Origin of the sequence: Parapusillimonas sp. JC17 (assembly GCF_052180245.1) — a bacterium.
GTDB lineage: Bacteria > Pseudomonadota > Gammaproteobacteria > Burkholderiales > Burkholderiaceae_B > Parapusillimonas.
Map to the genome: position 1 here is coordinate 3,839,425 of NZ_CP197474.1, position 25,439 is coordinate 3,864,863.

Below are 25,439 nucleotides of genomic sequence, written 5' to 3' on the forward strand. Positions count from 1 at the left end.
AAAGTAAAATTTCAAACGGAAGGGCTGCGCTGTCGCCCAATCTCCCACGACACCCCACCGCCATGCACTGTTGCGGCGATCTGCTGGCCCAGCCGCTGCTCGATCACCGGTCGCCACGGCACCAGACTGAACCCCATGCCGTCATCAAGCATCGCGTAACGCCCGCTGACGAGCATGATTGAGCGTCGGTAGATACCGGCCACGCGCTGCCCATCAGCCACGGGCCGATGCTCCAGACCGGTTTCGGCGGCAATGTCCTTGGCAGCCCGCGCCAGTTCCCGATTGCGCAGCGTGCTCAGCAGATTGCCCGCCAGGATCACGCGCTGCCCGCGCCGCTGGACCAGTCCCTGTTCTTCGAGGAAGTCGGCGCGCTGCTGCATGGCTTGTTTGGCCTCGCCACCAAAACCCATATCCTCCAGCCCCTTGCCGCGGCCAATCAACTGGTGATCAAGCCAGGTGGCCCCAATCACGCGAGTTTGCCGCTCGATGGGAAGGTGCGATTTCAGTTCCACCGCCACACCTCCCTGCCGCTGCGCGTCATACTGGCGCCCACGTTCGGGGAGGTCACGCGGTACTTTCCATAGACCATCGGTCACGCGCTCCACAATTCCGGCGCGGCGCAGGGCTTCCAGCCGGCGAACATGCGCCGCGACGACTTCCTGCGGGTCGCGACCAGCTTTGGCGCGACCTTGCTCAATCGCCAGGTGATGATCGGTGCGATACAGTCCGTCGCTTGCCAGTTCCACGATGTTGCGGTCAGCCGCTCGAATGTCGGCGGAACCCTTCACTTCTACCACCGCACCGGTGGGATAGTTGGATGGCTCGTCACGGGCGCTGAGCACAACGTAGTGGGCCTTACCGTCCACCCCGTCAACTACCAGATAGCCCCGGTCGCGGAGCTCATCATTCAGCCCCTTGGCCGCTACGCGACCAACGATGGTACGGCCATCCTCGCCAGGCTGGAACACCGCCAGTTCACGCGGCTGGTCGCTCATGGCCCGCTGCATGGTGCGGATGATGTCGCCGCGCTCGCCGAGGGCGCGCAAGGTCTTTTCGGCTTCGGTATGAATGGCCCAGGTGCCGGGCTGCACTTCATCAGCTAGCCCCAGGCGCCGTAAGCGTTGCAGGCGGCCAATCAACAGCAGACGTTGGCGTTGCAGCCGGGTTTCGTTGAAGCGTTCGATCTGCACCTGGCCATCGTCGCTCACCTCCCGTTGCAAGGTGCGATCCAGGCTGGTCCACCGCTCCTGCTCCACTTCGCGCTGCATGGTCTGCTGGATCTCCAGCTCGGTGCGCGGCCCCAGCCATTCCGTTGCCAGCTCAGAAGCACGATGACGAAAACCCTGGGCGATATAGTCGCCCGCGATGATGAGATCTTTGCCGGTGTCATCGCGTCCGCGCACGATCAAGTGAGTGTGCGGGTTGTCGGTGTTCCAGTGATCGACAGCCACCCAATCCAGCCGTGTCCCCAAGTCGGCTTCCATCCGGTTCACCAGATGCCGGGTATAGGTGCGCAGGTCGTCCAGCTCGGCACCATCCTCTGGGGAGACGATGAAGCGGAAATGGTGCCGGTCCTCGGCGGCCCGCTCCTTGAAGGCATTCAGGTCGGCAACGTCCGCCTGCGGTCCATAGGCCCGGCCCGGTTCGCCATCTCGGCCTGCACCGTCGCGCTCGATGTAGCGCAAGTGCTTGGCGAGCGACTGCGGGCTGGCACGTTGGTGATTGACCAGCAGCGTCTTGATGGTCACGCGCCGCGACATGGGCGTCAGCTTCGCGCCAGCAAAACGCGCCGCCGTATGGCCGCGCCCCAGGCGCGAGCCGGGGCGCTGGCCAGCGCGTGCGCTATTGCCAGCGACCGCGCGGCGCATTGCGGACTTGCCGCCGCTGGCCTTGCCGGTCTGCTTGAGCACCTTGGAGACGAAGCTCTGGCCCTGCCCCTTGCCCCGGTTCTTCGGCGCGCTGGGACGCACCCTCAGATCATCGTCGCGGCGGTCGGTCATGGCTGCGCTTCTTGCAAACGTTGGGCGAAGCTATGGCGTAGTCGGTCGTGCAAAGCACACGGCCACCCCTGTCTTAGCGCAGGCCCCGCGCCCCAAGCGGCACGGCGGCAAAGCCGCGTCGTGCCGCGCCACCCCCATGTGCAGACTGGCTTTGCGGGCGGCTGTGTGCTGCACCCTTTTGTCTTGCCTTCCGCCTTTGCCTGTCGCTTTCGCTCCCGACGTCGGCGGTCCGGCAGCGCTGTGCTGCCGACAGCCAGCCCGCCGGCGAACGCGCCAATGGCCGCAGGCCGGGCGCGTTCGAGGCAAGACGCCTGCTCGTTGGACGGCTGCGCCGGATGTTGCGCGAGGCGCGGCGCGAATGCGCCCGTGCTGCACGCGCGACGACACGGCGGAAGCAGCCGGAACAGCATGCCCGATGGCACGATGAGATGCACGGCAACGTGCAGCGAATCGGCGGCCATCATGGATGTGTCTCCAGCCAGATCGGATGCGCGACGCCAATCACGCCGGATGCGCTGACCGGGCCGAAATAACGGCTGTCGAACGACGCCGGATTGGTCACGCTCAGCAGGAACAGTTCGCTCTCAAGGAGTGGTCGGCAATGCGGCCAGAAGGGCAGCGGCCGGCCTAGCCGGTCGGCAGGCAGTGCGGCGGCCACCGGCACGCCGTCGATACGCACCTGACCGTCGATAATGCAGACGTGCTGCGGCGCGACGGCGCCCACACGTTTGAGCAGCGGGATATGTGCGGGCAGGTAGCCGCGCTGCGCGGCCAGTACGGCGGCGTCAGCAGGCAATCGGGTCAGAACGAAGCTGCCCACGTGTAGCCGACGAGACAACGAGCCGGACTGATGTTGGAACGGTTCGACGCGATACCAGCCGACCGCTACGCTATCGGACGAGTTGTAGGTCAGGCGCGGCAACGGCGGCACAAAAGTCGTCCAGGCCAGTGCAGCAAGGCTGACGATGGACAAGCCCGCCAACACGATGCGAGCGCGCAGGCGCGAACGAGAATGCGGCCCGGTTCCAGCGGCCTTATTGAGCGTGGCAACCGGCCTCATGACAAGGCCCGCCCGGCCAGCCAGGCGGCATGCCGCTCGACGGTGTAGTCGGGCAAGGGCAAACGCGCCGCCAGACGATTGGCGAGCGTGCGCCAGTACGCGGGCGAGACGGCGGCGGGCGCAATGCCCAGCGCCTCGATGGCATCCATGCGTTGCAGCACGGCGCGTACATTGGCATCGCCTTCAACGTGCAGCAGCAGGCGTGCTCCCGGCTGCACGCCGGGGATGCGCTGCGCCGCGTCCAGCGGTGTGCAAGCCTGCATCACCATAAGCTGCCAGCGCACCGTACCATAGTCATTGGCCTGCCAGCGGATGCGGCATAGCACCGCGCCCGGCAGAAACACCGCCCAGCGCCGCCAGCGGTCCAGCCGCAGCGTGTGTGCCGGTTCACCAAAACGCAGGTAAAGATTGAAGTGGGGTTCGATTGTGGCCAGCGCCACCCGCGTCAGCGGGGCGCGGTTGGCATGAGGGCGAAGCGCGGCGGAGAGCGGCAGTGATGCCGCCGTGGCCGCACCAGCGGCAGGCGAAACAAAGCTATTCATGGCGTGTCCTCTTTGCGAGGTTCTGGAAACTCCCTATCCAGCAGACCGCGCAGCAGGTCGGCCACCGTCACGCCTTGCGTGAAGGCCGAGACCTTGATGCGCGCCCGCAGGGCGGGGGTGATGTCCAGCGTCAGGCGAGCGGTGTAGAGATCACCCTTGTTCAGCGTGTCGGCGTCGCCCTGGCGAATCCACGCCTCAGCGTGCGGATTCGCGGGTGGGCGCGCACCAATGCCCACGCGCTTGGCTGGACGTTTGCTGTTCAGTGGCAGCTTGGCTGTCATGTCGGCCACCGCAACAGTTCATCGACCAGCGCGGTGATCTCACGCGCCGCCGCGCTATCGGGCGCCGTTTCACGTGCCAGCCGCCCGGCGGCCACGCTGTCGGCAAAGACGATCCGCTGGCGAACCTCGGCGTGCAGCGCCGGCAATGGTTGCTCAGCCAGCGCCCGACGGGCTTCGCGTCCGATCACCGTGGTGCTGACCCGCCGGTTGATGACAAAGGCCGCTTGCAAAGCAGGCCGAAACACCTGGGCCTCGCGGATCAGCACCGCCATCTCAGCGCTGGCCCACAGGTCGTAGGGGCTGGGTTGCACAGGAATCAGCACGTAATCGGCTGCCAGCAGCGCGGAACGCGCCAAGGCGGCGATTCTGGGCGGACCATCAATAACCACGTGATCGGCCCGCTTGGCGAGTTCCGGCGCTTCCTGATGCAGTGTTTCGCGTGCCAGGCCCACGGCGCTGAACAGCCTGGGTAAACCTTGCTGGCTTCTGCGCTGAGTCCAGTCCAATGAAGAACCCTGCGGGTCGGCATCCAGCAGAATGACTTGCTGACCGCGCAGCGCCAGTTCTCCGGCGATGTGCGTGGCCAGCGTGGTCTTGCCCACCCCACCTTTCTGATTGAGCAAGGCAACGATCATGGCGCAGCCCTCCCATCTGAAAAACCCCTGAGTTCTTCTACTGTCGAGAGTGGCTGTTTTTTGCCTTGTTGAACGAAATGGTTTTTTCGGCTGATTTCTCCCGTCACGCTGTCGGGTGTTTCCCTTTTCAGGGTCTATCCAACGTGGCGGCGGGTCTTTATCAATAGTTAGAGTAGTTAAGTTAGATAAGTTAAGGGGCGCGCAAACCCAGTGCTGGCGAGGCTTTGCAGCCGATTGGCACGCCTGATAGCACGATAGTCCCACGCCCGATAGCACGATACCGGACACGCCTGATAGCACGACACTATCCACAGGGTATTCACAGCTTTTCCACAGACTTATCCCCGTGCCATATCCGGCACGGGCCGAAAGGTCAGCAACTCGCGCCCGCCTTCGGGAATCAACTCGATGCCCAGCACATAACCGGGCAGCGACTGCTTTGCCACCAGGGCGCGCAGATCGCAGGCGAAGTCGGCGGGCTTGGCGGTACTGCCGGACTTCTGGTGCAGGTAGCGAAAATCGAAACGCCAGCCCTCCGGCTGCTTGCCGCCGTGCTTGCGCACCAGGCGGTACAGCCAGCGCTCGATACCGCCCGTGAGCCGGAAGTACGCCGGGTCGATGGTCAGCACCAGGGCGGCATCCAGCACGCCCGCATAGAACCAGTCCGGCAGAATCAGTTCGATGCCCAGCGGCTTGCCGCCGGCATCGGCCAGCTCCTTCCATTCGTTGATCCACGAAAACCGATGCAGCCGCCGCCCCGTGGTTTCGCGGATGGAGGTTGCCACACTGGTCGATTGCAGCCGGTCGAGCGCCGCTTTCAGGCGCTGATAGTCGCGCAAGGAGGTGCCGCGCCCGATAAAGCGGAGGATTTCGTAAGGCGTGGCGCGTATCCAGCGCGAAGGCGTGATGCCTGCATCGCGTGCCTGCACAATCTGCGACGCGGCCCAGATCAGGATATCGGCATCCCAGATCGTGGCAATGCCGTGCTCCTGGGTGCCTTCCACACGGATGGTGACGTTCCCATTGCGAAAGTCGATGGGCGTGTGGCGGCGCGACTTCGCCAGCGAGAAAAAGGGATACGCCATCAAGTCCTGGGCATCGCGCGGTGCCATATCGCCGGGCAAGGCACGAAACAGGGCAAGCTGCTCCTGTTGCGATGCTGGCTGCGCGGCGGGCGAACGAGACATGGGGATGGCCGGCAGCGCGCAGACGATTAGCGGCCGTCACGATAATCACCCGCATGGCGTTCGGCGTACTCCGGGTCGGAAGTCGCTTCATAGCTGCGCGCATCGGCCCAGGTATCCAGATCGGCGATCGCATACATGACGCGCCGACCGAACTTGCGGAACTTCGGGCCGCCGCCGATCACGCGCTGCTTTTCTAGCGTGCGCGGCGACAGGCGCAGGTAGTCGGCGGCTTCGTCATTGGTGAGGTAGCGTTGGGGCTGCGCGGGCGCAGTGGCGGGAACGGCGGCAGGCCGTAAGGGTGCTGGTCGCATGGGGTGAGCCTCCATCGGTTGAGAGCGCCCGGCCACATAGCGAGGCCGGATGGAGACAGTCTCAACAAAGTCGGGCGACCTGCTCAGGGACGTTTTGCAGGGGATGAAGATCGTCCCTGTACAGGCTCGGCCAACTGTGCCAGGCGGCGATAGCCGCCGCGCATCAGCGTTTCGCCCCGGCGCACCAGGCGACGCATGCGGGCACGCAACGCGCCGTCGGCATGCCAATCGCGGGCCACTGTCTTGGAACCAAACAGTCCTTCGGCGATGTCGCGCAAGGACGCCCCCGCCAGGGTGGCATCGAGCGCCTGCAAGGTGTGCAGCTCCTGCAAGGCCGATAAAGCGGGCCGGGGCCGCACGACGGCAATAGGAATGGCATCGCTGGCCAGGGCCAGCTTGTTCATTTCCAGCGTGAATGCTTGCGCGTACACCAGGGGGTCGGCGCCGGCGCGCACGGCGTAGACGTAAGCCATGCCGTCGGCCAGGCCAGGGGCGAGCGCAAGCCGCAGACGGCCACCCGGCCAGCGCACCCGCAGCACCAGACGCACGCCGTCATGAATCAGGGATTTGTCGCCGGGGATGCGCCAGAGCGCGAACCGCTCGGCATCCGGCATGGGGTCGGTGTCCGGGTAAAGATGAACGCCATAAGAGTCGGGGAACCAGATGGGATGCGCGTCACGCGCATCCAGGGTGGGGTCTTCCAGCAGACGCAAGCCCCAATTTTGCGCCGCGTCTGGCCGCTGAAGACGATGCAACCAGTCGTGCCTGTACTCGGGATGACGGCGCAGGTATTCCCAGGCCAGTGCCGGGCCATCCAGATGCAGAACGTAGAGATACGCAGCAACCGGATGCCAGTGCTTGAAGCGCAAATCGACCATAAGGCACCCCCCCTTTCATTCAGCGGGGCCACCTCATCGCAAAATGCACAGAGCGCAGTTTCAATACGTTAATATCTGAATACTAATCGCATCAAATGAAACTGAAAATATCAAGTCCGATTGCGTCTTAACCGTTGCGCTGACAATCAGAATGCGACGATGGCTCCGCTGAAAAATCAGCAATCAGCATCCATGACCCTGCCGCATTTCGCGCAAAAGATTATGACTCTTTAAGTCTGGGCCGTCACGTATTTATGCAAGGCCCATGATTCAGACTCTGCTGGTCTTGAATATGACTGAAATAGTCTCAATACGCCTTGATTAGATGGACTGCGTGGGATGGACTGCGCGCTTTGATCGCAGTCATCGGTTTCAATCCGTGATCGAACCGTTTTCTTGCGCCAGGCGCACATATTCCGATAACGGGCGCACCGCCTGGAAATAGCAGTCACGCATTACGGGCTGCTTGCGCGGGCCGACGATAACCGCCAAGGCGGAAAGCTGCACTGTTCCCAGCTCCGGCATGCCTATCCCCAGGTCGATCAGCCCATAGGCCGTATCGCCGTCTTGGGGATCAAGGCAGGCCAGCAGCCAGCTCGCATGAGCATCTGGCGTGAAAATCCGCACCACAGGCAGCGGGTCAATGCTCTGGCCTGCGGCGCGAGCCTGCCCATGGGCAAGCAATTGTGCGCGTTCGTCGTCGGTAATGAGTGGATGATTCACGTGTGTTCTGCCAAAGCGTAAAGCCGCCGATCTGTCTTTGTGCGTTCGCGTAAAGCCCCGAAAGCGGTTTTTCTCGAATCCGTAAAAGCGGGCAAGCGTAATGCCGTTTATGCGCAAACCCTGAAAAGCACGATTGTGATTCTCCGCTTTTAAGGGAATCCACACTTACGGATTTCATTAATTACACAAGAAAAGACGAAACCCCAATAAATGAGTTAAAGATAACGTGGTTTTAATTGTGCCGCTAAACGACGCTTCTGTCTATGCAGAAGCGACCCGTACAGCGCGGCCGGCCACCCGGCGCCACCACCTTTGATGCCGAACTGGCCCAGGCCTTCGGCAGTGCGGTGCGTGCGCTGCGCACGGAACGCGGTATCGCCCAGGAAATGCTGGCGAACCTCGCGGGCATCGAACGCTCCCACCTGGGCAAGATTGAGCGCGGCGAGCACATGCCCACGCTGGCGATTATCTTCAAGATCGCCGACGCGCTGGAATGCAGCACGGCAGTGCTCATGACTCAGACAGAAACCCAGCTTACCGAAGGTAAGGTCTAACCATAAGGCCTGTGGGGCTGTGCCGCCATCGGCCTTTGAGTGGATACGCCCCGCCAAAAGGCGGGGCGTAGGGCTTTAAGCCGTTTGCGGCTTGCTGCGCGTCCACAGCAGATCATGCGTGCCGTCCTCGCCTTCGATCAGGCGAGCATAGACGGTGGCCGGGAACGAGGGGTCATCCAGAGTTACCGACAGGTATTCCCGCCCGGCCTCACTGGTTTTCTTCCACGCCGCGCCGATGTCATTGCCGGCGGCCTGCAGACGGAAGTCGGGGGCTTTGCCGTTTTCGCCCTTGTCGTTGGCAACCAGCTTGACCTTGACGTTAAGCGTCAGGGTGCGCAAGGTGCCGGTGTAGCCGTTGGTATCTGCGGTGAAGGTGCCGATGGTAGCCATGGTGATACTCCTTTCAGGAATTCAAGGTCGCGCTAGTGCGTCCTTGTTGTGATCCGGTCGGCGGGGGTGGGCGGGCTGCACCGCGCCAGCGGCCGTAACAGCGTGAAGGGCCGGGAAGCACACAGAATTTGTCTCGCGAGGAATGCGCGACAGCGCAGGGGAAATTGTTTGTGCTGGACGGTTGCGGCCCATAGCCCAAGGCGCAGCCGCCCCCCGCCAGGATTCACGACAAGACAAGGACGTACAGGCCGACCGCCCTGCAAGGAGAGATGGTGCACTCGGTTTCGCCGTATATACGCTCGACCGGCCAGTACCCTGATGCCGGCAAGAACCAGGTTGCCGACGTGGGGCGCAAAACTCCCCGCCGCACGCTGCGGCGCTGCCTTTGAAAGCGCGGTGTGGAAGCTCCATAACCAGGCTGGGCGGCATGTTGGTGAACCGCCCCTCGTGATGTCCAGACAAACAACCGCCAGCATCGAGGACGACACGCTTGCGTGCAACCTGCGCCAGCAAGCCCAGGCGTAGTCTTACCCGCACCGCCTGTGGCGGGGCACCATATAGAAGAAGCCGCAAGCACTTGAGCCTGCTTATCTGACAACCGCACAGGACATAACGCCCTGTGCGGTTGTCGGGGCTTTACATCTGCCCCAGCTCTGCCAGTGAGGCCGTGCTAGCCGCCGTCACGATGACATGATCGAGCAACCGTACATCTATCAGCGCCAGCGCGTTTTTCAGATGCTTGGTCAGATTCAGATCAGCCATGCTTGGTTCGGTTGAACCCGACGGATGGTTATGCGCCATGATGAGTGCGGCAGCGTTCAAGCGTAGCGCCGTCTTGACGATCTCGCGGGGATAGACGCTGGCCTGGCTCAACGTGCCCGACCCCTGTTCGATATAGCGAATCGGCTTGAAACGTGAGTCCAGATACAGGAAGGCAGCGCATTCGTGGCCCAGCCCGGCCAGCTTGGCCTGGAAAAACTGCTTCACCTTGGTCGGCTGATCGACCGGCGACGATTGGGAAACCAGGCTTTCCGCAGCCGTGCGGCCCGCCGCCAGAATCTGCTCGTCGCTGGCCAGCTTGTAGCGGCCGCTGGGACTGCGCACATACAGGGTGCATGTCTCGTCCATGTTGTCATAGCTCAGTGCGGCGATGGTGTTGTTCATGATGCTCTCCAGTGTTCAGGGCGGGATTGCCCGGAACCCGAAGGCATGGCGCAGCGCAGGTTTCAAGGGTCGAAGACGGCCAGCGGCCGCAAGCGGTGCCCACGGCGACGCGCCGCCCTTTAAACCGAGACCGGCATGACACAATGACCGGAAGCAAAACAGCCCCCACCGTGTCACTGGGGTTTGCGTTGGAATCCTCTGCGTAAAGCGCAGCCAGACTTGAATCGTTGCGCATCGCGCAGCCGGCAAACGAATGTGCGCAGCGCCGCAGGCGCGAAGGCGTGAGCAACTGTCTTGAAAGTCAAATTTCTCACAGAGCCCGGTCAGCCCCGCCTGCTTCTCAAGGTGGCTTTGCTTGACGACACTATCGAATTTCGTTATCGTTTTTCGATAATGAAAAAACAACCGATACCGCGAACGATGGAGCACCACGACCTGCTGTCGGGGTTGATCCGTTTGCATGTACTGCACCACGCGGCCGAGCAGGAGATCTATGGGCAGTGGATGATCGATGAGCTGGCTCATCACGGCTACCGCCTCTCCCCAGGAACGCTGTACCCGATGCTGCACAAGATGAAGCGAGACGGCTACCTCGTCTCCCACCAGGAACGTGAGGGACGAACCGTGCGCAAGCTCTACACGATCACCCCCAAAGGCAGGGAAGGCCTAGCGTTGGCCAAGGACCGCATCCGGGAGTTCGCCGGGGAGGCAATGCACAAATGACAGATCCAACCGGTACCGTGCAACAAGAATCCACTGCAGCACACGGCTCGCCCGTGGAGGTTTTCGGCGCCTTTCTCAAGCTGGGACTGACCTCCTTCGGCGGGCCGATCGCGCACCTGGGCTACTTCCGCTCGGAGTTCGTCGAGCGCCGCCGCTGGCTGGACGACCGCAGCTATTCCGATTTGGTCGCCCTGTGCCAATTCCTACCCGGCCCGGCTAGCAGCCAGGTGGGTATGGCGCTGGGCTTGGAGCGGGCGGGTTGGTTGGGGCTGCTGGCGGCCTGGGCAGGGTTCACCTTGCCGTCAGCAATCGTGCTGATCCTGTTCGCCTTGGGTATCGACAACTACCAGGGGCTGGCCCAATCCGGCTGGGTGCACGGGCTCAAGATCGTGGCCGTAGCCGTCGTGGCGCAAGCCGTCTGGGGGATGGCCAAGTCGCTGTGCCCGGATCGCCCGCGTGCTGCCCTGGCTATTCTGGCGGCGCTGCTGACCATGGTCCTGCCTTCGGCCACGGGGCAGGTTGCCGCCATCGTGGCGGCGGGCTTGCTGGGCTGGTGGGGGTTGAAAGTCGAGCAACCGCGCGGCGGCCAGGCCCACAGCTACCCAGTCTCGCGCAAGCTGGGCGTTGCCGCGCTGCTGTTGTTTGCCGTACCGCTCGCCGGGCTGCCGCTGTGGGCGGCGGCCACCGGCTCGTCTACGCTGGCCCTGGTGGAAGGGGTTTATCGCTCTGGCGCGCTGGTCTTCGGCGGCGGCCACGTCGTGCTGCCTCTGCTGCAGGCAACAGTCGTGCCCAGCGGCGCCGTGAGCAATGCCGACTTCCTGGCTGGCTATGGCGCGGCGCAGGCCGTGCCGGGGCCGCTGTTCACTTTCGCGGCCTATCTCGGCGCGGTGGCCAATGGGCCGCTGCACGGATGGGTTGGCGGGCTGGCGCTGCTGGGCACGATTTTCCTGCCCGCCTTCCTCATGCTCGTTGGCGCGCTGCCGTTCTGGGAAGGGCTGCGCCACCGCGCAGGCATCCAGACGACCATGGCCGGTATCAACGCCGGCGTGGTCGGCATTCTGGTGTCAGCCTTGTACGACCCGGTGTGGACAAGCGCCATCCACAACAAGGCTGACTTTGGACTGGCGCTGCTCTCGTTCGGACTGCTGACCGTAGGGCGGGTGCCGCCAGCGCTCGTGGTGCTGCTGGCCGGGCTGGCGGGCTGGGTCATGGTGATGGGTATCTGAAGCCGATCGGCTGACCATGCACAGTAGCACCACCCACTATTTTCAGGCCTGTGCCGACTGGTCACTCCATGGTCGTCCGCTTTTCACCATAGCATTCATGATGACCAGCAGCTTACGCATGCAAGCCACGATGGCCACTTTCTTTGGCTTACCAGCCGCCAGCAGGTGCTCATAACAACGCCGTATCACGGCGTTGTGGCGCATGGCGACAATAGCAGCCATGTACAACGCGCTCCTGACCGTGGCCCGCCCGCCACAAATGATGCGTTTACCGCGAGCCTGGCCAGAGTCCCGATTCATCGGTGCGACACCCACCAGTGCGCAGATCTGCTTGGCCTTGAGATGGCCAAGCTCCGGTAGCTCGGAAATCAGCGTAGCCGCCGTTGCCGGGCCGACTCCCTTGACACTCTTGAGCAATGCAGTCAGATCAGACTGGTATTGAACCAGATGCTCCGCAATCCTTCGATCCAACATCTCAAGCTGTTTTGCCAGCACATCCATCAGTTCCGCAATATCCTGCACGACCTCCGCATGTGCCATGTGTTTGCGCTGACGCTCGCTTACCAGCAAGCGCACCAGTTGCCGACGTCGAAGTACCAATGCGTGCAGCTGCTGTTGTGCTTGGTCGGGCATTGGTTTGATGAAACGATCTCGATCAGGGCGCTGATTTAGCACCTGTGCCAGTTCAGCCAGCATCCTGGCATCCACACTGTCAGTTTTAGCCAATCGCCCCATGGCCTTGGCGAAGTCCCGGGCCTGCCGCGGGTTGATGACGACGACAGCGAACCCCGCAGCCTGGAGAGCGCAAGCACAGGCCAATTGATACTGGCCGGTCGCTTCCATCACGATCAGCGAGACCTGATAGTTCTTCAATGCTGTAATCAGCGCTTGATGTCCAGCATCATCGTTACTGAACACGGTCGTGGACTGCTGCTCATGTCCAATGGCTACGTCCATAGTTCTCTTTGAAATGTCGATACCGACTGCAACTTGATTGGCCATGATTTCTGTGTCCCTTCCTTGCAAATGCGAACGACGTTCACGCAACTGTTCGGGCTTTCAGAAATCGGACGCAAGCATGCGCCCAGGACTCACGCACGGGCTCAAGAGGCACCGAGGGATGACGAGCTACATGCTAACGGCCAACCCTGAACCCTGACAGGTCCAGGCGTGACGGCACCGCCGAACACGCACCTCAAAGATACAAGGGATTGAAGCCTAATGGCCGTGACGACAACGTCGGCACGGGGCGCAGCCCGAAAGCCCGGCGGCGCTCGCGCCGACACGCTCAGGCTTATCCACAGATTCTGTGCGCAAGCCTGTGCATAAAAGATGAAGACTTTATGACAGCCCTTGTCATTCCGTGCTTTGCGCCTGGATGGGCTGCGATTTGTCCAGCGCAGCGATGGCCGTCCGTCCCCTGGCGCTTGTCTCACATGCTCCGGTCGCCGCTGCCCCTCCGAAGCGGCGACCGGCTGATTTGGCTTTTTGCCTTGGTTGTTGTCACCGGGCGCGGCGATGCAGCGCCCGGATTTTTGACCACCGGCCCCAATGACGCAACGGCGTTGGGGACGGTGAGATCTGAACCAATGACCACAGCCAGCGTCCCGGCTGGAACCGGGGCGCTGGCCTAGCTTCAAGATTATGCGGCTACTGCATCAGTCGGTTCAGTGGGTGTGTCGGCATCCTCGGCGGTTGCTTCGTCTTCCTCTGCCGCCGTGTCCTGCGGGCTTTCCACCCGGAAAATAGCGGGCATCCACCCCGTACCGGCCACCAATCGTTCCGCTTCGCTGGCAATGTCGGCTTTCTTGAGCTTCGCCAGCCGGGAAACGTGGTCAGGTGCGAACTCTCCCACTGCATCCAGAATCACGGCCTTGGACAGATGCTTGAAGTAGCCTTCACTGGTCGGCTGCCACCATGCCGCCATATCCAGCCCCACGGCCTGCGCCAGTTTCTCACCCGGTTGCTGCTCCGTAGCGCGGGGTGTGGTGACATCCACGCTTGCCGCCGCGCATACTGCCAGCAGCCGCACCAGTTCATCTTGTGACTTTGCTAACAGGACGGCAAACAGATCAGGACTGTCTATCGGCAACGCCTCGCCTATGGCTTTTTGCTGTTCGATCAGCGCAACGGCGGCGGGGGATTCGGGCGAGTCCGGGGCCATACTTTCCAGCCGGTCTTGTACGGTCAGCCGTATTTCCAGCGGTAAACTGTCGCGATAGTAATAACCCTTTTGCAAGACCGTCTGCACCATGCCATGCACCACAGCAGCCAGGGCGGCGTGTGGATTCCGCGCCAGTTCGATTTGCAGCGCGGCAGTGCGGTGGGCGCTCAAGCGTTGCGCCAGCCGGTCGGACATGACGGCAGCCTTGGACTGGTCGTCATCCTCGTTGTCTCCTTGCGTTTCGTCCTCGCAGCTGAACCCCTGCCACAGCCGTTCCAAGGTGCGCAATGCCTTCGCTTCGGCTTCACGCATCAGGCCGCGATGCACGACAACCTGACCTTGCCGATCAAGCGTGACGATGGCACCGGCAGCGGCTTTGACGTTCGGGGCGTAATCCAGCAGGCGATCTTCCAGCGCCTGCAATTGTTCGCCCAGGCTGTCGCCTTCTTCCTGCAAGGTGTCGGCCTTTTCTTCGTCGCCATCTTCCAATGCGGCATCAATCGCTTCACCAATGGCCTGCATCTTCGTTTCCAGCTTGTCCATGCGGTCGCTTTCCCGCTTGGTGGGATTGCGCCGCTCACGCGGGGCGCGTTGGAAGGCTTGCAGATCGGCATAGGTGGCGGCGGGCGTGGCATCCACCCATGCCCACCCCTCGGCCTTCACGGTGGCAGCGTGTTCGTCCAGCTTTTGGCGTACCAGCGTTTCCAACAGCGCCGCATCGGTGACATACACGCCGCTATCGTCTTGCGCGAATAGATCACGGCGGATACAGCCGCCTGCGGCTTCGTAGGCGTCCAGCCCCACGAAACGCACCAGTGCATGGCCTGCGTCGATTTCCCGCCCGGTCAGACGGTCGCGCAAGGCGTGGGGCTGGCGCTGCCATTCGGGCGCTTCATAGAATGCGGCTTCCTGCGCCGCGTGGTCATCCGTGATGGCAAGCGCCATCAACTGTTCAAGGGTGACGGCATCGGCGCGATAATCGGCCAGTAGACGCCGCGATACATTCGCCAGCTTCAAACGGCGCTGCACCACCAGCGGGGTGACGCTGAAATCCGCTGCAATGTCTTCGATGGGTCGGCCTTCGGCCACCAGCGCGGCGAACGCTTCAAACTGGTCTGCCGGATGCATGGCTTCGCGCTGCACATTCTCGGTCAGGCTCACGGTGCGAGCGCTGGCATCGGCCACCAGCAGGCACGGCACCGCCCAATCCTTTGGGATACGCCGGGTCTTTGCCAGCAGCTTGAGCGCGGCCAGCCTGCGGCCACCGGCTACAACTTCGAAATGCTCGCCGTCGCGGGCCAGAATCACGGTGAGGTTTTGCAACAGCCCCACGCGGACGATGCTCTCAGCCAGGACATCAACAGACTGCCTGATCTTGCGTACATTGCGCTTGGAAGCGCGAAGCTGCGACAGTGGCACGACAATCCGGTTTTGCGCCGGGGCGATGACTTCCTGCGTAGCAGTGTCGATGGCTTGGGTTTCGGTTTGGTTGATCGCGTTCATGGTGAAAACTCCTTGAGGTTTTAGTGCAGCCATGAAAGGCGCGGCAAGGGCGGCTGCCTGTTCCCTGCCGCGTAAGGGGTCAGGCTTTAAGCTGGCGCATACCCTCGGCCAGCAGCCACAGGGAACGGTTCAGGCGAATGTCGGAATCAATGCCTTGCACCGCCCGGGTGCTTTGGCGGCGACCATTGGCGCTGCGGCCCCGCAAACCGCCTTTAATCAGGTTTTCTTGCAAGCGGTTGAAGGTCATCCACAGATCGGGGCGGCGGTCATCAAACCGGCGCGGCATCAGAATCTGGCTTTCCGTGATGGGCGCGGGCTTGTCGGGGTCGTCGTATTTCAGGGCCAGCGCGGCGCGGGCGAATACTTCGGCTTCGCCCTCGTCCAGCGTGATAGCCTGCATGGCTTCGCGGGATTCCTGTGCCCGTTCAAAGCCGCTCAATACTTCATACGCGCCTTCGATCACCTGCCCGGTAATGTCGCCTTTATGCGGAATGCGTACGTCGGCCACGGTGTCGCCGCACACCAGACCATTTGAGCAGACGAATCGGAACGCGCCTGCCAGCATCTGATAACTGCTTGTGCCATCGTGGGAATTGAGCAAGATAATTTCATTGGCGATGCTGTCATTCACCTGATTAGCGTGGCGTAGCCGAATCATGTGCTTGGTGTGTTCGCGCCGGTCTTGGTTACGTACTCGGGTCTGCGTCACCATGAAGGGTTCAAAACCCTCTTTCCGTAGTTCCGTCAGCACCGCCGCCGTGGGGATGTAGCTGTAGCGTTCTGAACGGCTTTCGTGTGGGGCATCGGCATAGATGGACGGAACTACGGCCCTGATCTGATCGTCCGATAGCGGGCGGTCGCTGCGAAGCACCGGGGAATGGGAACCGAAGCGGGATGCAAGCATGATGTTTCTCCTGACAAAGAAAGGGTTTGCTGTTCACCGCACACCGGATTCCGAGATTCGGAAGCCCAAGGGTTTGAGCTGTTGATGTGCGGTCGGCACGAAGAACCCGGTTGGCCTCGTTGCCACCGTCTTTCCTGAGTTCGTCGCCCGCGACGGTCAGGAGCCCACGAACGTGGGCCGTCAAGGAAACAAGCGTCAGGGTGGTGCGGCCCGCAGGCGCAGCCGAGGACACGGCCTGGCGCGCCTTGACGGCACGCGGCCACGGGCTACAGTCGCGGATAAGGTGATGAAGTCAGGAAAGACGTGAGCCAAGCAACGACTAGGTCTTTGGTGCCGCCCGCAGGCAAGCGTCAGCGCGCAGGCCCGAAGATGGGAAGCCGGGCCGGAGGCGTCAGGGATGGGCAAGGCTGGCCAAGGCCAGTCCCGCCAGGGATGAGCGGACACGCGAACCTGAAGCAGCCCGGTCCGGCAGGCGGAGACGCAAAGATTATTCAGGCGCACCGGTAGAATCCACAGGGCCAGCTACGCCCCCCCATTGCCGCCGAGGAAGATAAATTGGTCACTGTGAGAACTACGAATAGACAGCCCCGGCCCTATCGCGCAAGATGGGACACGCAATCACCTCAGGGCATATGCATGTTCCACCCGGACGACAACGATGAAGCATTGGCGCTATTTGACGGTCCTCCCGCAGCTTGGATCGCACCGCCGCGCGTGGTGAACCAGCACGTCGCAGCAGCATTGGCCGCGGCGGTGCGCCTGGCCAACCAGGAACTGAATCAACCCAGCGAGGCCGCCATCATGCGGATTTTTCAAACAATGATGGACAGGACGGCTTTTGGAGAAAACGGCCACGACATCACGCCCTCCTCCCTACACTGACGGTCGTTCAAAGGAAAAGCGCATGGAAAATTTGAATCTGCTCAAGGCATTGGTCGAATCGGGCTGCGCACTGGCCGTAAACGTCCCTACGCTGAGCGGAAACCAAACCGTGATAGCGACGCCTGAACAGGCGTTGCGCCTGCTGCAAGACAAATACGCAGTCTACGGCGAGCTGATGGGTTTGAGCCGCACGGACCATATCGAGTGGGTCGCCAGCCAAGGCAGTGTGTACTGCTCGGCAACAACACAGAAGGGCATCGCTGCCGCAACCCTACCCCACACGACGTCAACGGATACGGTATCTACGTATAGCCACGCCTAAGAAAATCGCACAAAATGGAACCATGAATAATGAAACAAGTATTTGCAACATGATCCGCATGGCCAAGCGCATCGCCCGGGAAGAGCTGGATACGGACAACGTACCAGCCGTACTGGCTGTATTCGAGCGCCTCTGTCTGGAGCGCGACCATAAGCGCTTTCTGTCTGAGCCCTTACCAAGCGCATAAGACATGAATCAACCAGATATCGCTCGTGGCTTAGAGTGATTGAGGCTTAGAGCATGAAGGCAGGCTGAGTAATAACGACAGGGGTCACTACGTCACGAATTTCACAAAGGCCAGCAATGAGCAAGTCGTGCTGCTCGACACGCCGCCCTTGGTCCCATATGACTGGCAGTACTTTGCGGTATGGACTGCCGTGTTTCAGATAGAGGCTGACGTCCTCAGCGATCTGCGAGATCAGACCTTGTGGCGACGTCTTAACTCGCCAATACTTAACCTCAATCACCAGATACAGTGACGGGATCACCAGATCTGCTCGTGGCTTCTTTTGTCCCACTGAGGCTAACCATTCTTCATCACGCAAATCCGGGAATACCGGAGCCAGAACCGCCCACAGAAGATTCTGAAAATGGTATTCATTCTCAACAGCCCACTTCTGCGCGCTTGAGTTCGGCGTCTTTTTCTCCTCGTCCCAGGTCCACCTACGCAATCCGGATTGGAGCCGGCGCAGCAGAATACCCGCATCCTGCAGGCTCGGGGCGTGCAAATCTATATGAGAAGCCCCCTGCGTCAGAAAACGAAAGACAGCCAAATCTATGGCTGCCGGTTCAGGCTCTTCATAGACAACAGATTTAATGCGGCCAAGTACCTGCAAGGCCAACTCGTTATCGGACAACGACAGAAATCTTGCTAATCCGCGTGCCACATAGATAGCTGCCCCCACACTAGCCGGCATCAACTGCAGCTCGCTATGCAACCGCACCTCGGATCGCATCTTAACCATGCACAGCAGCTCCTGGCGCCATCCCCCTTCCGCAGACAGAAGAGGCTGCAGCCTTGCGAAGAGGGTAGCGAACCAAGCTCCAAATTTCTGCCATCGCTCATCATCGTCAATCGCAACCAAACCAATCAGCACTCCAGTGAGCGCTACAGGTTGCATCAGACTCGTCAAGGCTGTCTGCGAATCGCCACGGCGCCCCATCAGCCAATCCACTCCCTGCGCAAAGGAGTTCTGATTTGCTCCGATTAAAGACCTATCAATGCCCAGCAGAAAGCCTAAGGCCCCCACGGCCTGAATTGACCGGCCGCCGCCTGCGACTTCCTCGCTCAGCTCCTGAGCTAGCGGCATAGCCTGTGCGATGGGAAACTCCTCGGCGAGTACCCAGTGATAGAAAGCCAACGAAAGCGGGCCTGCGCTGGTCAATGTATCAGCCTGGCTCGATATAGCCCGCAGTGCCTCATGCAAGAGTGGGGTGCCGTCTGTCATAGAAACCACCTCGTTGTCCCGATCTTGCCAAGCATCACGCTTGGACTCCACCTACTACCTAATCGATCCAGCCGGCCTAAGAGGCTCGCAACGAGGCTGGAGTAGTATATGGTGACAGGCATAGCTGCCGGCAGGAAGCTGCGCCAGGAATGGTTCGAAAACCAGTAGACCTGCTTCGTGAGATAGATAGTGTCCCTGAACGTCGAATCACGATGCAGAGTCAGCAACAATGGCTTGGGCAATCCGTCCGTCGGACGCTTGAGTTGCTGAGGCCCGGTCAGAGTCAGCAAAGTTTCGTTGTCGCCAATCTCCGCATAGAGCCCCCGTATCGGTGTTTTCTCCCCCCTTCCTTTTATTCCGACAGAGTCGGCATCGAACAGTAGGTAGGGGTGATCTTGCTTGACATGCAGGAACGCGAACTGCAGATCAAACTCCGCGAATTCCTGGAGTGCCGTCTTGACCGACTCGATCTCTGTGTTGCGCATAGGTTTGAATGCGTGCACGATCACCCGAACAGAATCGCCCTTAATCCAGTTCATTTCGCTGCGGACACGATGGAGAGTTGCCTGCAACGAATCCGTCAGCGCCTCACTATACTTCTCCATCGGCACAGCATTTGACAGGTTGGAGAGCAGGTAGCCGCCATCACCGCGAAAGACACTAGTGATACCTACAATCCTTTCCCTCTTTAAGAATCGTGACTCGCCTATCGCTGCGCTACCCAAGCCAATGACCACTTCGTGCGCGATTCCCTTATCCGATTTGATCAACCAGGGTATACCGCCGAGCTTGGCATAAACAGCAAGTGCGAGATTACTCAGTGTGTAAGCCAGATTACCAGGTGCCATCGCGAAGGTCTCGACGGCAATGAACTGCGTGGGAATCTGGTTGGAGAGAAACGCCGCTTTGGCAACCAGATAGGGATTGCGTTGCGGTGGCAACTGTCGCGACTCCCGCTCGGTCTGCACCAAAGCCAAGTGCCACGACGTCCCTTCCGCGCTCATACGCACGGCCTTGGAAGCAGCCGCGTGGTACGCGTCTGCGGTGAAGCCGTCGGCCTCCACAAATGTCAGCGTGATGTCCTGCAGACCGTAGATTCCAAGAAATCCTCTACCGAACGGCAGTGACTTGCCGTCGACCGTCAATCCGTCCCGGAACTTCCTGAGGAACAGTTCGAATTGCCCACGTCGCGCCCGATCACAGATCACACAAATGTTCGGCCGTGTTGGCGTGAACACATGTCTGCTATAAGGGCCGAACTTCGTCAGTCCTACCGCCGCGCGCGTCTCTGACTTGAGCGTGCCAGCATCGAACACGTAGGTCGGTGTGCTGCCTTCAGCGAAACGCGGAAATACCGGACTATCTTTCTCGTTGATCAGGCTACCAATACTGACGCTCAGCCCTTCTTGCAACCCGATAGCACCCAACCCCCGGACCCAGTTCGAAATCCGGGTAATGTGCTCCATCCGAGAGCGCCCCCTGCTGTTCTCGAACACGATCTCGTCGATCTTGCTCTGCGCCCTTCCGGAGGCGTTCCCTGTGAAGTGCTGCAATAAATGCCGAATGTTCTCAGGCGAGGCCTCTAAGTACAACTCGCCCAGGGGCAGCAGCTCCTCAATACTCATAAACCGCTCAGACAGCCGAGCCTTGCCGTCTGCGATGCTCCCAACACGCCCAACAAGCCTGCGCTGGGGCAGCATGCGCACATCTTCCACCGATGTTTCTCGCTCCACCACCAATCCATCCAAGCAAACGCCATGCTCGCTCAGCACCGCCAGGCTGGTCGCGCACGTTTTCTGGATTTCAATATCCCATAGCAGTCCAAGCACGTAAGAGCCCTGTAATTTCAAGGATCGAATAGAGATCAAAACGCGCGACTGCAGATGAATATGCTCATCAGCATCCAGAAATCCTGTCGGTAGTATGCGTCCCACTGTCGTGATCGGGTTGTAGCGTGCTACTGGCCGCCTGTTTGCACTCAGCAATGACACCAGCCGCTGTTCAAGCAACGGTCGAATCAGCGAGGTGTGCTCGAGCGCCGAGACCTGTTTTCCCTGACCAATGGGCGTCGCTCCAGGCTCAAGTGGTAACGCAACAATTTGATCTGCCCGACGGATTACTGCAAACTGCGTTCGGTACTCATTACGTAGGTCATGCAATTGCTGTGAGTCTGTAAATGGCAAGGTCTGGAGTCGGATCACATCGCCATGCACAAGTAACGGTGTGAAGTTAAGTTGCAATCGTCGTCCCATACCCTCTCCTATTTTTTTCTCAGTCTTGGACCGTTCTCCCGGTCGCTGAAGTAGCCCTGCATCAGCCTGCCTCCCGGATGGAAGTGATCAGTGGCGACTCGTCCTCGTCGTAAGTAAGATGAATCTGCGTCTTAGCGCGCGTCACACCTACATAGAACAGCCGGGCCGCCTCTTCCAGCTGTTCTTCGGTTCTGTCATAGCCACTGGGAAATACACCATTTTCCAGTCCAACCATAATGACCGCCTGGAACTCCAGCCCCTTCGAACTGTGTAACGTCATCAGATTGATCTGATCCGGACTCTTGCCCTGATTCCCGAATATATCTACCGTGAATGCCTGCAAGGGCCCACCTGCTGCAGCGGCTTTTACCAAGTCATTCAAGTTGTCTTTCTCATCGGCGAGACCCGGCTCCTGCTGGAGCAGATCATCCAGCACGTCGCGACGCAACGCTGAAAGCCATTGGTGCAAAGGCAACGCACCATCCCGCAATGAGAACAAGGCCGCAATCAAGCACTTGCGAGCATTCAGCAATTCGGCTTCACGTGTAACTGAACGGTGCAACCGTCGCCAAGCCTTGAGCAATTGCGAAAGAGGCACCGTCCCAGTCTGCCAGCCCCCGGCGCACCATTGCGCTACGTCTGTAAGCCATTCAGTCAGGCGAGTACGCTTGATCGGTGAACCGTTATCAAGGCGGAAGTAGCGCAGACCAAGAGCATCTGCCGCTTGTGCGATCGGCGTCCCCTCATTGAGGGTGCGATAAAGCAACGCGATATCTCCCGGCGACCATAGCGGATTGGCCTCGAGCAGCCCTGGCACCAGCGTTCCGAGCGCATAGTCCGCCTGCTCGCGGATGTTGCGCTCCAGGCGGTGGATGTGGATTTCGCCCGCGCGGCCATCATGGGAATGAAACTCAGCCGGTTCAGGCAAGAGCGCCATGGAGGCCGCGATGATGCGATCAGCGCACCGGTAATTTAGTTTGAGCCTGATTGACTCCATCTGTGGGAGACGGGACAACGCTCGCAACAAGCCCGGCTTAGCGCCGGTGAACCCATAAATGGACTGATCCGGATCCCCTACCGCAACGATCCGGGTTCCTGCCCGAAGCAACGCCAACACGATACGGTGTAAGGGCAGACCAAGATCCTGATATTCGTCGATCACAACCACTGGATATTTAGCTTGAATGGCACGCTGGACCCACTCATGCTTCTCAACAAGCTGCAGGCCGGCAAGGACCAAGCCATCAAAGTCGATCAGGCCGTTTTCCAGAAGCAAGGCTTCGTAAGCCTCAACCACCGCCGTTTCGCGGGTAGTCCACGCACGCCACTCATCACTTCCCTTATCCGGGATGGTACGCCGCAATCTGTCACAGGCCATCCGAAACGAACTCGACACATTACCACCCACCTGCTCACGATAAGCATCTGCAAATATCGTTCGTGCCTGCGCCGGCGACGCCACAACAAGCGGATCTGGTATTTCGACACCTGCCAATGCTGCATAAGGCGACACCAGTTCCGTCAGACAAAAGGAGTGCACAGTGGAGAGCAAGGCACGATCACCGTCGTCCACACCGAGCTTGCTCAACCTTGATCGCAGTTCGCCGACACAAGCATTACTATAGGTAATGCATGCCAGTCTACGTGGACGGTGTACAACCTCAGCAAGCAGCCGGGCGATCTTGACGGTGATGGTCTTGGTCTTACCACTGCCGGGCCCGGCCAGGATGACACAGTTGCCCGTCGATTCGTACGCGCGCCATTGATCCTCGTTCCCGCGCAAATCTTCCGCGACCTTTAGAAGAGGGGAAGCTACAGCGGTCATCCCAGCCTGACCTTCAGGTAATCCAGCGCAGACTTGATGTACCTAGGGCATACATCGGCATTTTCCGCTATCAGCACCGACGCCAGCCGTTGCGCCATCCGCCCCTTGCCGATGGAATCGATATCTTTAAGGAACTGTGATGGGTCAAGCGAATCCGGGTCGGCTGCAAGGCTCGTGAAGCGAGCGTGCATCTTCTTGTTAGTAGTGAGTTCCTCGACGGCCGTCAGGAAGTAATCCTCTGCCCCTGTCCGGAAAACATCGATTTCAAACGTGAATTCATTCAGGAACACGCCATGCTTTGGGGCGAGCCCCAGCACCTGCGCAAAATTACTTGATTCCCAAGTATCTTCATCCAGTATATGCCTCATAATTTGGTTGACAACACGATTCTTGCCATAGCTATCTAAGACGCCTCCATCATCCGGATCCGCATCCTCCTGACTCGCAGATTCCTTCTTTGGATCAAAATCTGTCAGCACTACAAACGGGATATCAAGCCCCTTAGGGCCCAGCAATTGAACATAAGGAGCGAAGGTGGTACCGGCGATGGAGCACACGAAGATACCCATCGCGTCAAAATCCAGACTTTCGTCATATAGCTTGGCTAGCGTCGGTAGGAGAAACTTCTCCGCATCGCCTTCTACCAGAATGACGCCTTTCGAGAAAAACAGCTCGCCACGCGTGACGTCGAGATACCGTTCCAGATCTTCACGATCGCTGACATCGAGCTTTACGCCTCTGAGCGAACGCCCGATGGTATGCCCTTCGCCCATGACTTGGCGCAGGACAACCACATTGGCGAGCGGTGCCACACTTGCCACATTAGGCGAATGCGTGGTGAGCAGGATACTACGCGGTCCAGGCCCCGCTTGAGTGTCACCACGCGTTTGCAAGTAATTTCGATAAATGAGTCGCTGCAGATGAGGATGCAAGTGGGCTTCGGGCTCCTCTATCGCCAAAAATGTGTGTTGCCGCTCCCCCTCGTCCACAAGATATTGATGTTCCAGATGCTTTAGTGCGAGATAAAGCACGTTAGCTGAGCCGAGGCTGGCCTCTGCCACACCCCGCTTGCCACCGTCGATCATCATTTGTAGTGCGCGTATTAACCGTTCCGGCTCCGTCGGCGCAAATCCCAACGCCGTTTCGATGGCGTGCTTGTCTCCCACCATGACAGTAAGCTGATCGTTGACCTGATCTACAACTCCGGCAAGTTCAGGTAATGCTGCAATTCTTGAGGTGGTTGTGTGCACTTCATCAGCGATCGTGCCGAGTGCTTTTGCATCTATCGTCTTCGCAGCACGGTCAAGAAGCGGACGCAGCGGGGAGCGCCCCCAGCGCGCGAGGTCCGACTCGGCATCGCGCAACGCCGGGAACAAGTCCAGCGGCATCCAGCGCCTCAGGTCATAGCCGACCGCATTGTCGGGTCGGTCTCCGCCAAACACAATAAACTCGTAATCCGCCTCGCTGCGCGGTGCAGCTTCAAGCCCCTGCATTGGCTGATAGCGATACGTGATCCTTGCCACCATCGGGACAGGGCACACCAAATGATCAGCTAATACTGCCAGCAGATTTTCATTGTCTTCAAAATTTCTAAACTCTACCGACACCTCGATTACATCTTCTATTTTCAGCGGTCGTGCCAGTCCGTCCCAGAAGTCATCAAGGCGTAATCTACGCGATGAGTCAGGAAGTGTGGGGTCAAGAATCAGCCTCAATGCAAACAGCAGATTGGTTTTGCCGACTTTGTTCTCACCAAGTACTACTGCATGCTGCCCCAGCCGGACATCAAGATGCTTAAAGTTTCTGAAGTTCTTAATGACGATACGGCTTAGTCGCACAATTACACCCTTCTTATACTTTGATCTTCTTGATATCGATAAGAGGCAGATCGTTGAAAGAAGAACTTGACTAGCCTAACGTCGCCTCGCACTTACTCCAAATCATATCTTGTTTCATTGTGATAATGTTGTGAGCTGATTTCAAGCTCCCACTACAACCCTTTACCGCATCCCCGACAGCGTCTTCGCTGTCTCTCCCTCCTGTAAGAAGTTGACGCAGATATCCAACACTTTGTTGATCGGTATGCGCCCCTTCCCCCTTAAACAGCACTCCCAGATGGTGAGCACACGCCAGCCCAATGAAAGCAGCGCTTCATGCGCTATGGTATCGCGACGCTGATTAGCAACGATCTTTTCCGCCCAGAACTCGCTACGTGTTGCAGGCAGACGAAACATCGGGCAGTCATGTCCATGCCAGAAACAGCCATGCACCAGAATGACAGTCTTATATCGGGGAAACACGAGATCCGGCCGCCCCGGAAGACTACGGTCCTGCAACCGGTAACGAAAGCCCCGTGCATGCAACCCCCGCCGGATCAGCATTTCAGGTTTGGTATCACGTCCACGAATGCGGCTCATATTGAGCTGACGCTGCGCTTCGGTCAGGACGTCAACCATATATATGCT

25 protein-coding genes are annotated in these 25,439 nt (G+C 59.8%); 6 read left to right on the top strand and 19 right to left on the bottom strand.

Features of this window, described 5'->3' with window-relative positions:
* Positions 1 to 11: 11 nt before the first annotated feature.
* The 9 genes from ACSBPU_RS18605 to ACSBPU_RS18645 form a co-directional block, all read right to left on the bottom strand.
* Positions 12 to 2,000, bottom strand: a complete 1,989-nt coding sequence (locus tag ACSBPU_RS18605) for a DUF3363 domain-containing protein (protein ID WP_442593289.1) — start codon at positions 1,998 to 2,000, stop codon at positions 12 to 14.
* 460 nt (positions 2,001 to 2,460) lie between these two features.
* Positions 2,461 to 3,060 (bottom strand): S26 family signal peptidase, encoded by a 600-nt coding sequence (locus ACSBPU_RS18610; RefSeq protein WP_442593290.1) that lies wholly within the window; start codon positions 3,058 to 3,060, stop codon positions 2,461 to 2,463.
* Entirely contained in the window at positions 3,057 to 3,602 is a 546-nt protein-coding gene (locus ACSBPU_RS18615; RefSeq protein ID WP_442593291.1) for a DUF2840 domain-containing protein, read from the bottom strand. Before ACSBPU_RS18615 ends, ACSBPU_RS18610 begins: the two co-directional genes overlap by 4 nt.
* Positions 3,599 to 3,883 carry a chromosome partitioning protein ParB gene (locus tag ACSBPU_RS18620; protein ID WP_180066102.1) on the bottom strand — a complete coding sequence of 95 codons (285 nt, stop codon included), beginning with the start codon at positions 3,881 to 3,883 and terminating at the stop codon, positions 3,599 to 3,601. The genes ACSBPU_RS18615 and ACSBPU_RS18620 overlap by 4 nt, the downstream gene beginning before the upstream one ends.
* The gene (gene parA / locus ACSBPU_RS18625) at positions 3,880 to 4,518 is read right to left on the bottom strand and encodes a ParA family partition ATPase (RefSeq protein ID WP_442593292.1); all 639 of its coding nucleotides are present in this window, start codon (positions 4,516 to 4,518) and stop codon (positions 3,880 to 3,882) included. The genes ACSBPU_RS18620 and parA overlap by 4 nt, the downstream gene beginning before the upstream one ends.
* Positions 4,519 to 4,856: 338 nt before the next feature.
* Positions 4,857 to 5,705, bottom strand: coding sequence for a replication initiator protein A (locus tag ACSBPU_RS18630; protein ID WP_442593293.1), 849 nt, complete (start codon positions 5,703 to 5,705; stop codon positions 4,857 to 4,859).
* Between the two features lie 26 nt (positions 5,706 to 5,731).
* Positions 5,732 to 6,016 (bottom strand): helix-turn-helix transcriptional regulator, encoded by a 285-nt coding sequence (locus ACSBPU_RS18635; protein WP_442593294.1) that lies wholly within the window; start codon positions 6,014 to 6,016, stop codon positions 5,732 to 5,734.
* Positions 6,017 to 6,099: 83 nt separating this feature from the next.
* A complete protein-coding gene (locus tag ACSBPU_RS18640) occupies positions 6,100 to 6,894 on the bottom strand; it encodes a DUF7011 domain-containing protein (RefSeq protein WP_442593295.1) in 795 nt (264 codons plus the stop codon).
* A gap of 372 nt (positions 6,895 to 7,266) precedes the next feature.
* Positions 7,267 to 7,617 (bottom strand): DUF2958 domain-containing protein, encoded by a 351-nt coding sequence (locus ACSBPU_RS18645; RefSeq protein ID WP_442593296.1) that lies wholly within the window; start codon positions 7,615 to 7,617, stop codon positions 7,267 to 7,269.
* A 263-nt stretch (positions 7,618 to 7,880) separates the two neighbouring features.
* Between ACSBPU_RS18645 and ACSBPU_RS18650 the strand changes: the two genes are divergently transcribed.
* Positions 7,881 to 8,171, top strand: a complete 291-nt coding sequence (locus ACSBPU_RS18650; protein WP_442593297.1) for a helix-turn-helix domain-containing protein — start codon at positions 7,881 to 7,883, stop codon at positions 8,169 to 8,171.
* A 75-nt stretch (positions 8,172 to 8,246) separates the two neighbouring features.
* Here the strand turns inward: ACSBPU_RS18650 and ACSBPU_RS18655 are convergent, their stop codons facing one another.
* Together ACSBPU_RS18655 and ACSBPU_RS18660 are read right to left on the bottom strand one after the other, a co-directional pair.
* On the bottom strand, positions 8,247 to 8,561 hold the full coding sequence (locus tag ACSBPU_RS18655) for a DUF736 domain-containing protein (RefSeq protein WP_442593298.1): 315 nt from the start codon (positions 8,559 to 8,561) through the stop codon (positions 8,247 to 8,249).
* Positions 8,562 to 9,197: 636 nt separating this feature from the next.
* Positions 9,198 to 9,725 (bottom strand): JAB domain-containing protein, encoded by a 528-nt coding sequence (locus ACSBPU_RS18660; protein ID WP_442593299.1) that lies wholly within the window; start codon positions 9,723 to 9,725, stop codon positions 9,198 to 9,200.
* Between the two features lie 294 nt (positions 9,726 to 10,019).
* Here ACSBPU_RS18660 and ACSBPU_RS18665 point away from each other — a divergent pair, with 294 nt between their 5' ends.
* Positions 10,020 to 10,448 (top strand): PadR family transcriptional regulator, encoded by a 429-nt coding sequence (locus ACSBPU_RS18665; RefSeq protein ID WP_442593300.1) that lies wholly within the window; start codon positions 10,020 to 10,022, stop codon positions 10,446 to 10,448.
* Positions 10,445 to 11,674 (top strand): chromate efflux transporter, encoded by a 1,230-nt coding sequence (gene chrA / locus ACSBPU_RS18670; protein WP_118993949.1) that lies wholly within the window; start codon positions 10,445 to 10,447, stop codon positions 11,672 to 11,674. Before ACSBPU_RS18665 ends, chrA begins: the two co-directional genes overlap by 4 nt.
* Positions 11,675 to 11,716: 42 nt before the next feature.
* On the opposite strand, the gene ACSBPU_RS18675 is transcribed toward chrA, so the two are convergent.
* From ACSBPU_RS18675 to ACSBPU_RS18685, 3 genes are all read right to left on the bottom strand, one after another.
* On the bottom strand, positions 11,717 to 12,676 hold the full coding sequence (locus ACSBPU_RS18675) for an IS110 family transposase (protein ID WP_442593301.1): 960 nt from the start codon (positions 12,674 to 12,676) through the stop codon (positions 11,717 to 11,719).
* A gap of 640 nt (positions 12,677 to 13,316) precedes the next feature.
* Positions 13,317 to 15,341, bottom strand: a complete 2,025-nt coding sequence (locus ACSBPU_RS18680; RefSeq protein ID WP_442593302.1) for a chromosome partitioning protein ParB — start codon at positions 15,339 to 15,341, stop codon at positions 13,317 to 13,319.
* 79 nt (positions 15,342 to 15,420) lie between these two features.
* The gene (locus ACSBPU_RS18685; protein ID WP_442598419.1) at positions 15,421 to 16,248 is read right to left on the bottom strand and encodes a DUF932 domain-containing protein; all 828 of its coding nucleotides are present in this window, start codon (positions 16,246 to 16,248) and stop codon (positions 15,421 to 15,423) included.
* A 633-nt stretch (positions 16,249 to 16,881) separates the two neighbouring features.
* Between ACSBPU_RS18685 and ACSBPU_RS18690 the strand changes: the two genes are divergently transcribed.
* From ACSBPU_RS18690 to ACSBPU_RS18700, 3 genes are read left to right on the top strand one after another with little or no spacing between them, the layout of a single operon-like run.
* Positions 16,882 to 17,127, top strand: a complete 246-nt coding sequence (locus ACSBPU_RS18690; protein WP_442593303.1) for a hypothetical protein — start codon at positions 16,882 to 16,884, stop codon at positions 17,125 to 17,127.
* Positions 17,128 to 17,149: 22 nt separating this feature from the next.
* Positions 17,150 to 17,449, top strand: a complete 300-nt coding sequence (locus tag ACSBPU_RS18695; RefSeq protein ID WP_442593304.1) for a hypothetical protein — start codon at positions 17,150 to 17,152, stop codon at positions 17,447 to 17,449.
* A gap of 22 nt (positions 17,450 to 17,471) precedes the next feature.
* Positions 17,472 to 17,636: a hypothetical protein gene (locus ACSBPU_RS18700; protein ID WP_442593305.1), complete on the top strand. Its 165-nt coding sequence runs from the start codon at positions 17,472 to 17,474 to the stop codon at positions 17,634 to 17,636.
* A gap of 46 nt (positions 17,637 to 17,682) precedes the next feature.
* Here ACSBPU_RS18700 and ACSBPU_RS18705 read toward each other — a convergent pair whose 3' ends face one another.
* From ACSBPU_RS18705 to ACSBPU_RS18725, 5 genes are all read right to left on the bottom strand, one after another.
* Entirely contained in the window at positions 17,683 to 18,897 is a 1,215-nt protein-coding gene (locus ACSBPU_RS18705) for a hypothetical protein (protein ID WP_442593306.1), read from the bottom strand.
* Entirely contained in the window at positions 18,894 to 21,149 is a 2,256-nt protein-coding gene (locus ACSBPU_RS18710; RefSeq protein ID WP_442593307.1) for an argonaute/piwi family protein, read from the bottom strand. Before ACSBPU_RS18710 ends, ACSBPU_RS18705 begins: the two co-directional genes overlap by 4 nt.
* A gap of 61 nt (positions 21,150 to 21,210) precedes the next feature.
* Positions 21,211 to 22,974, bottom strand: a complete 1,764-nt coding sequence (locus tag ACSBPU_RS18715; protein WP_442593308.1) for an ATP-dependent helicase — start codon at positions 22,972 to 22,974, stop codon at positions 21,211 to 21,213.
* Positions 22,971 to 24,812 (bottom strand): ATP-dependent nuclease, encoded by a 1,842-nt coding sequence (locus tag ACSBPU_RS18720; protein WP_442593309.1) that lies wholly within the window; start codon positions 24,810 to 24,812, stop codon positions 22,971 to 22,973. Before ACSBPU_RS18720 ends, ACSBPU_RS18715 begins: the two co-directional genes overlap by 4 nt.
* A 162-nt stretch (positions 24,813 to 24,974) precedes the next feature.
* Positions 24,975 to 25,430, bottom strand: coding sequence for a very short patch repair endonuclease (locus ACSBPU_RS18725; protein ID WP_442593310.1), 456 nt, complete (start codon positions 25,428 to 25,430; stop codon positions 24,975 to 24,977).
* Between the last annotated feature and the right edge of the window lie 9 nt (positions 25,431 to 25,439).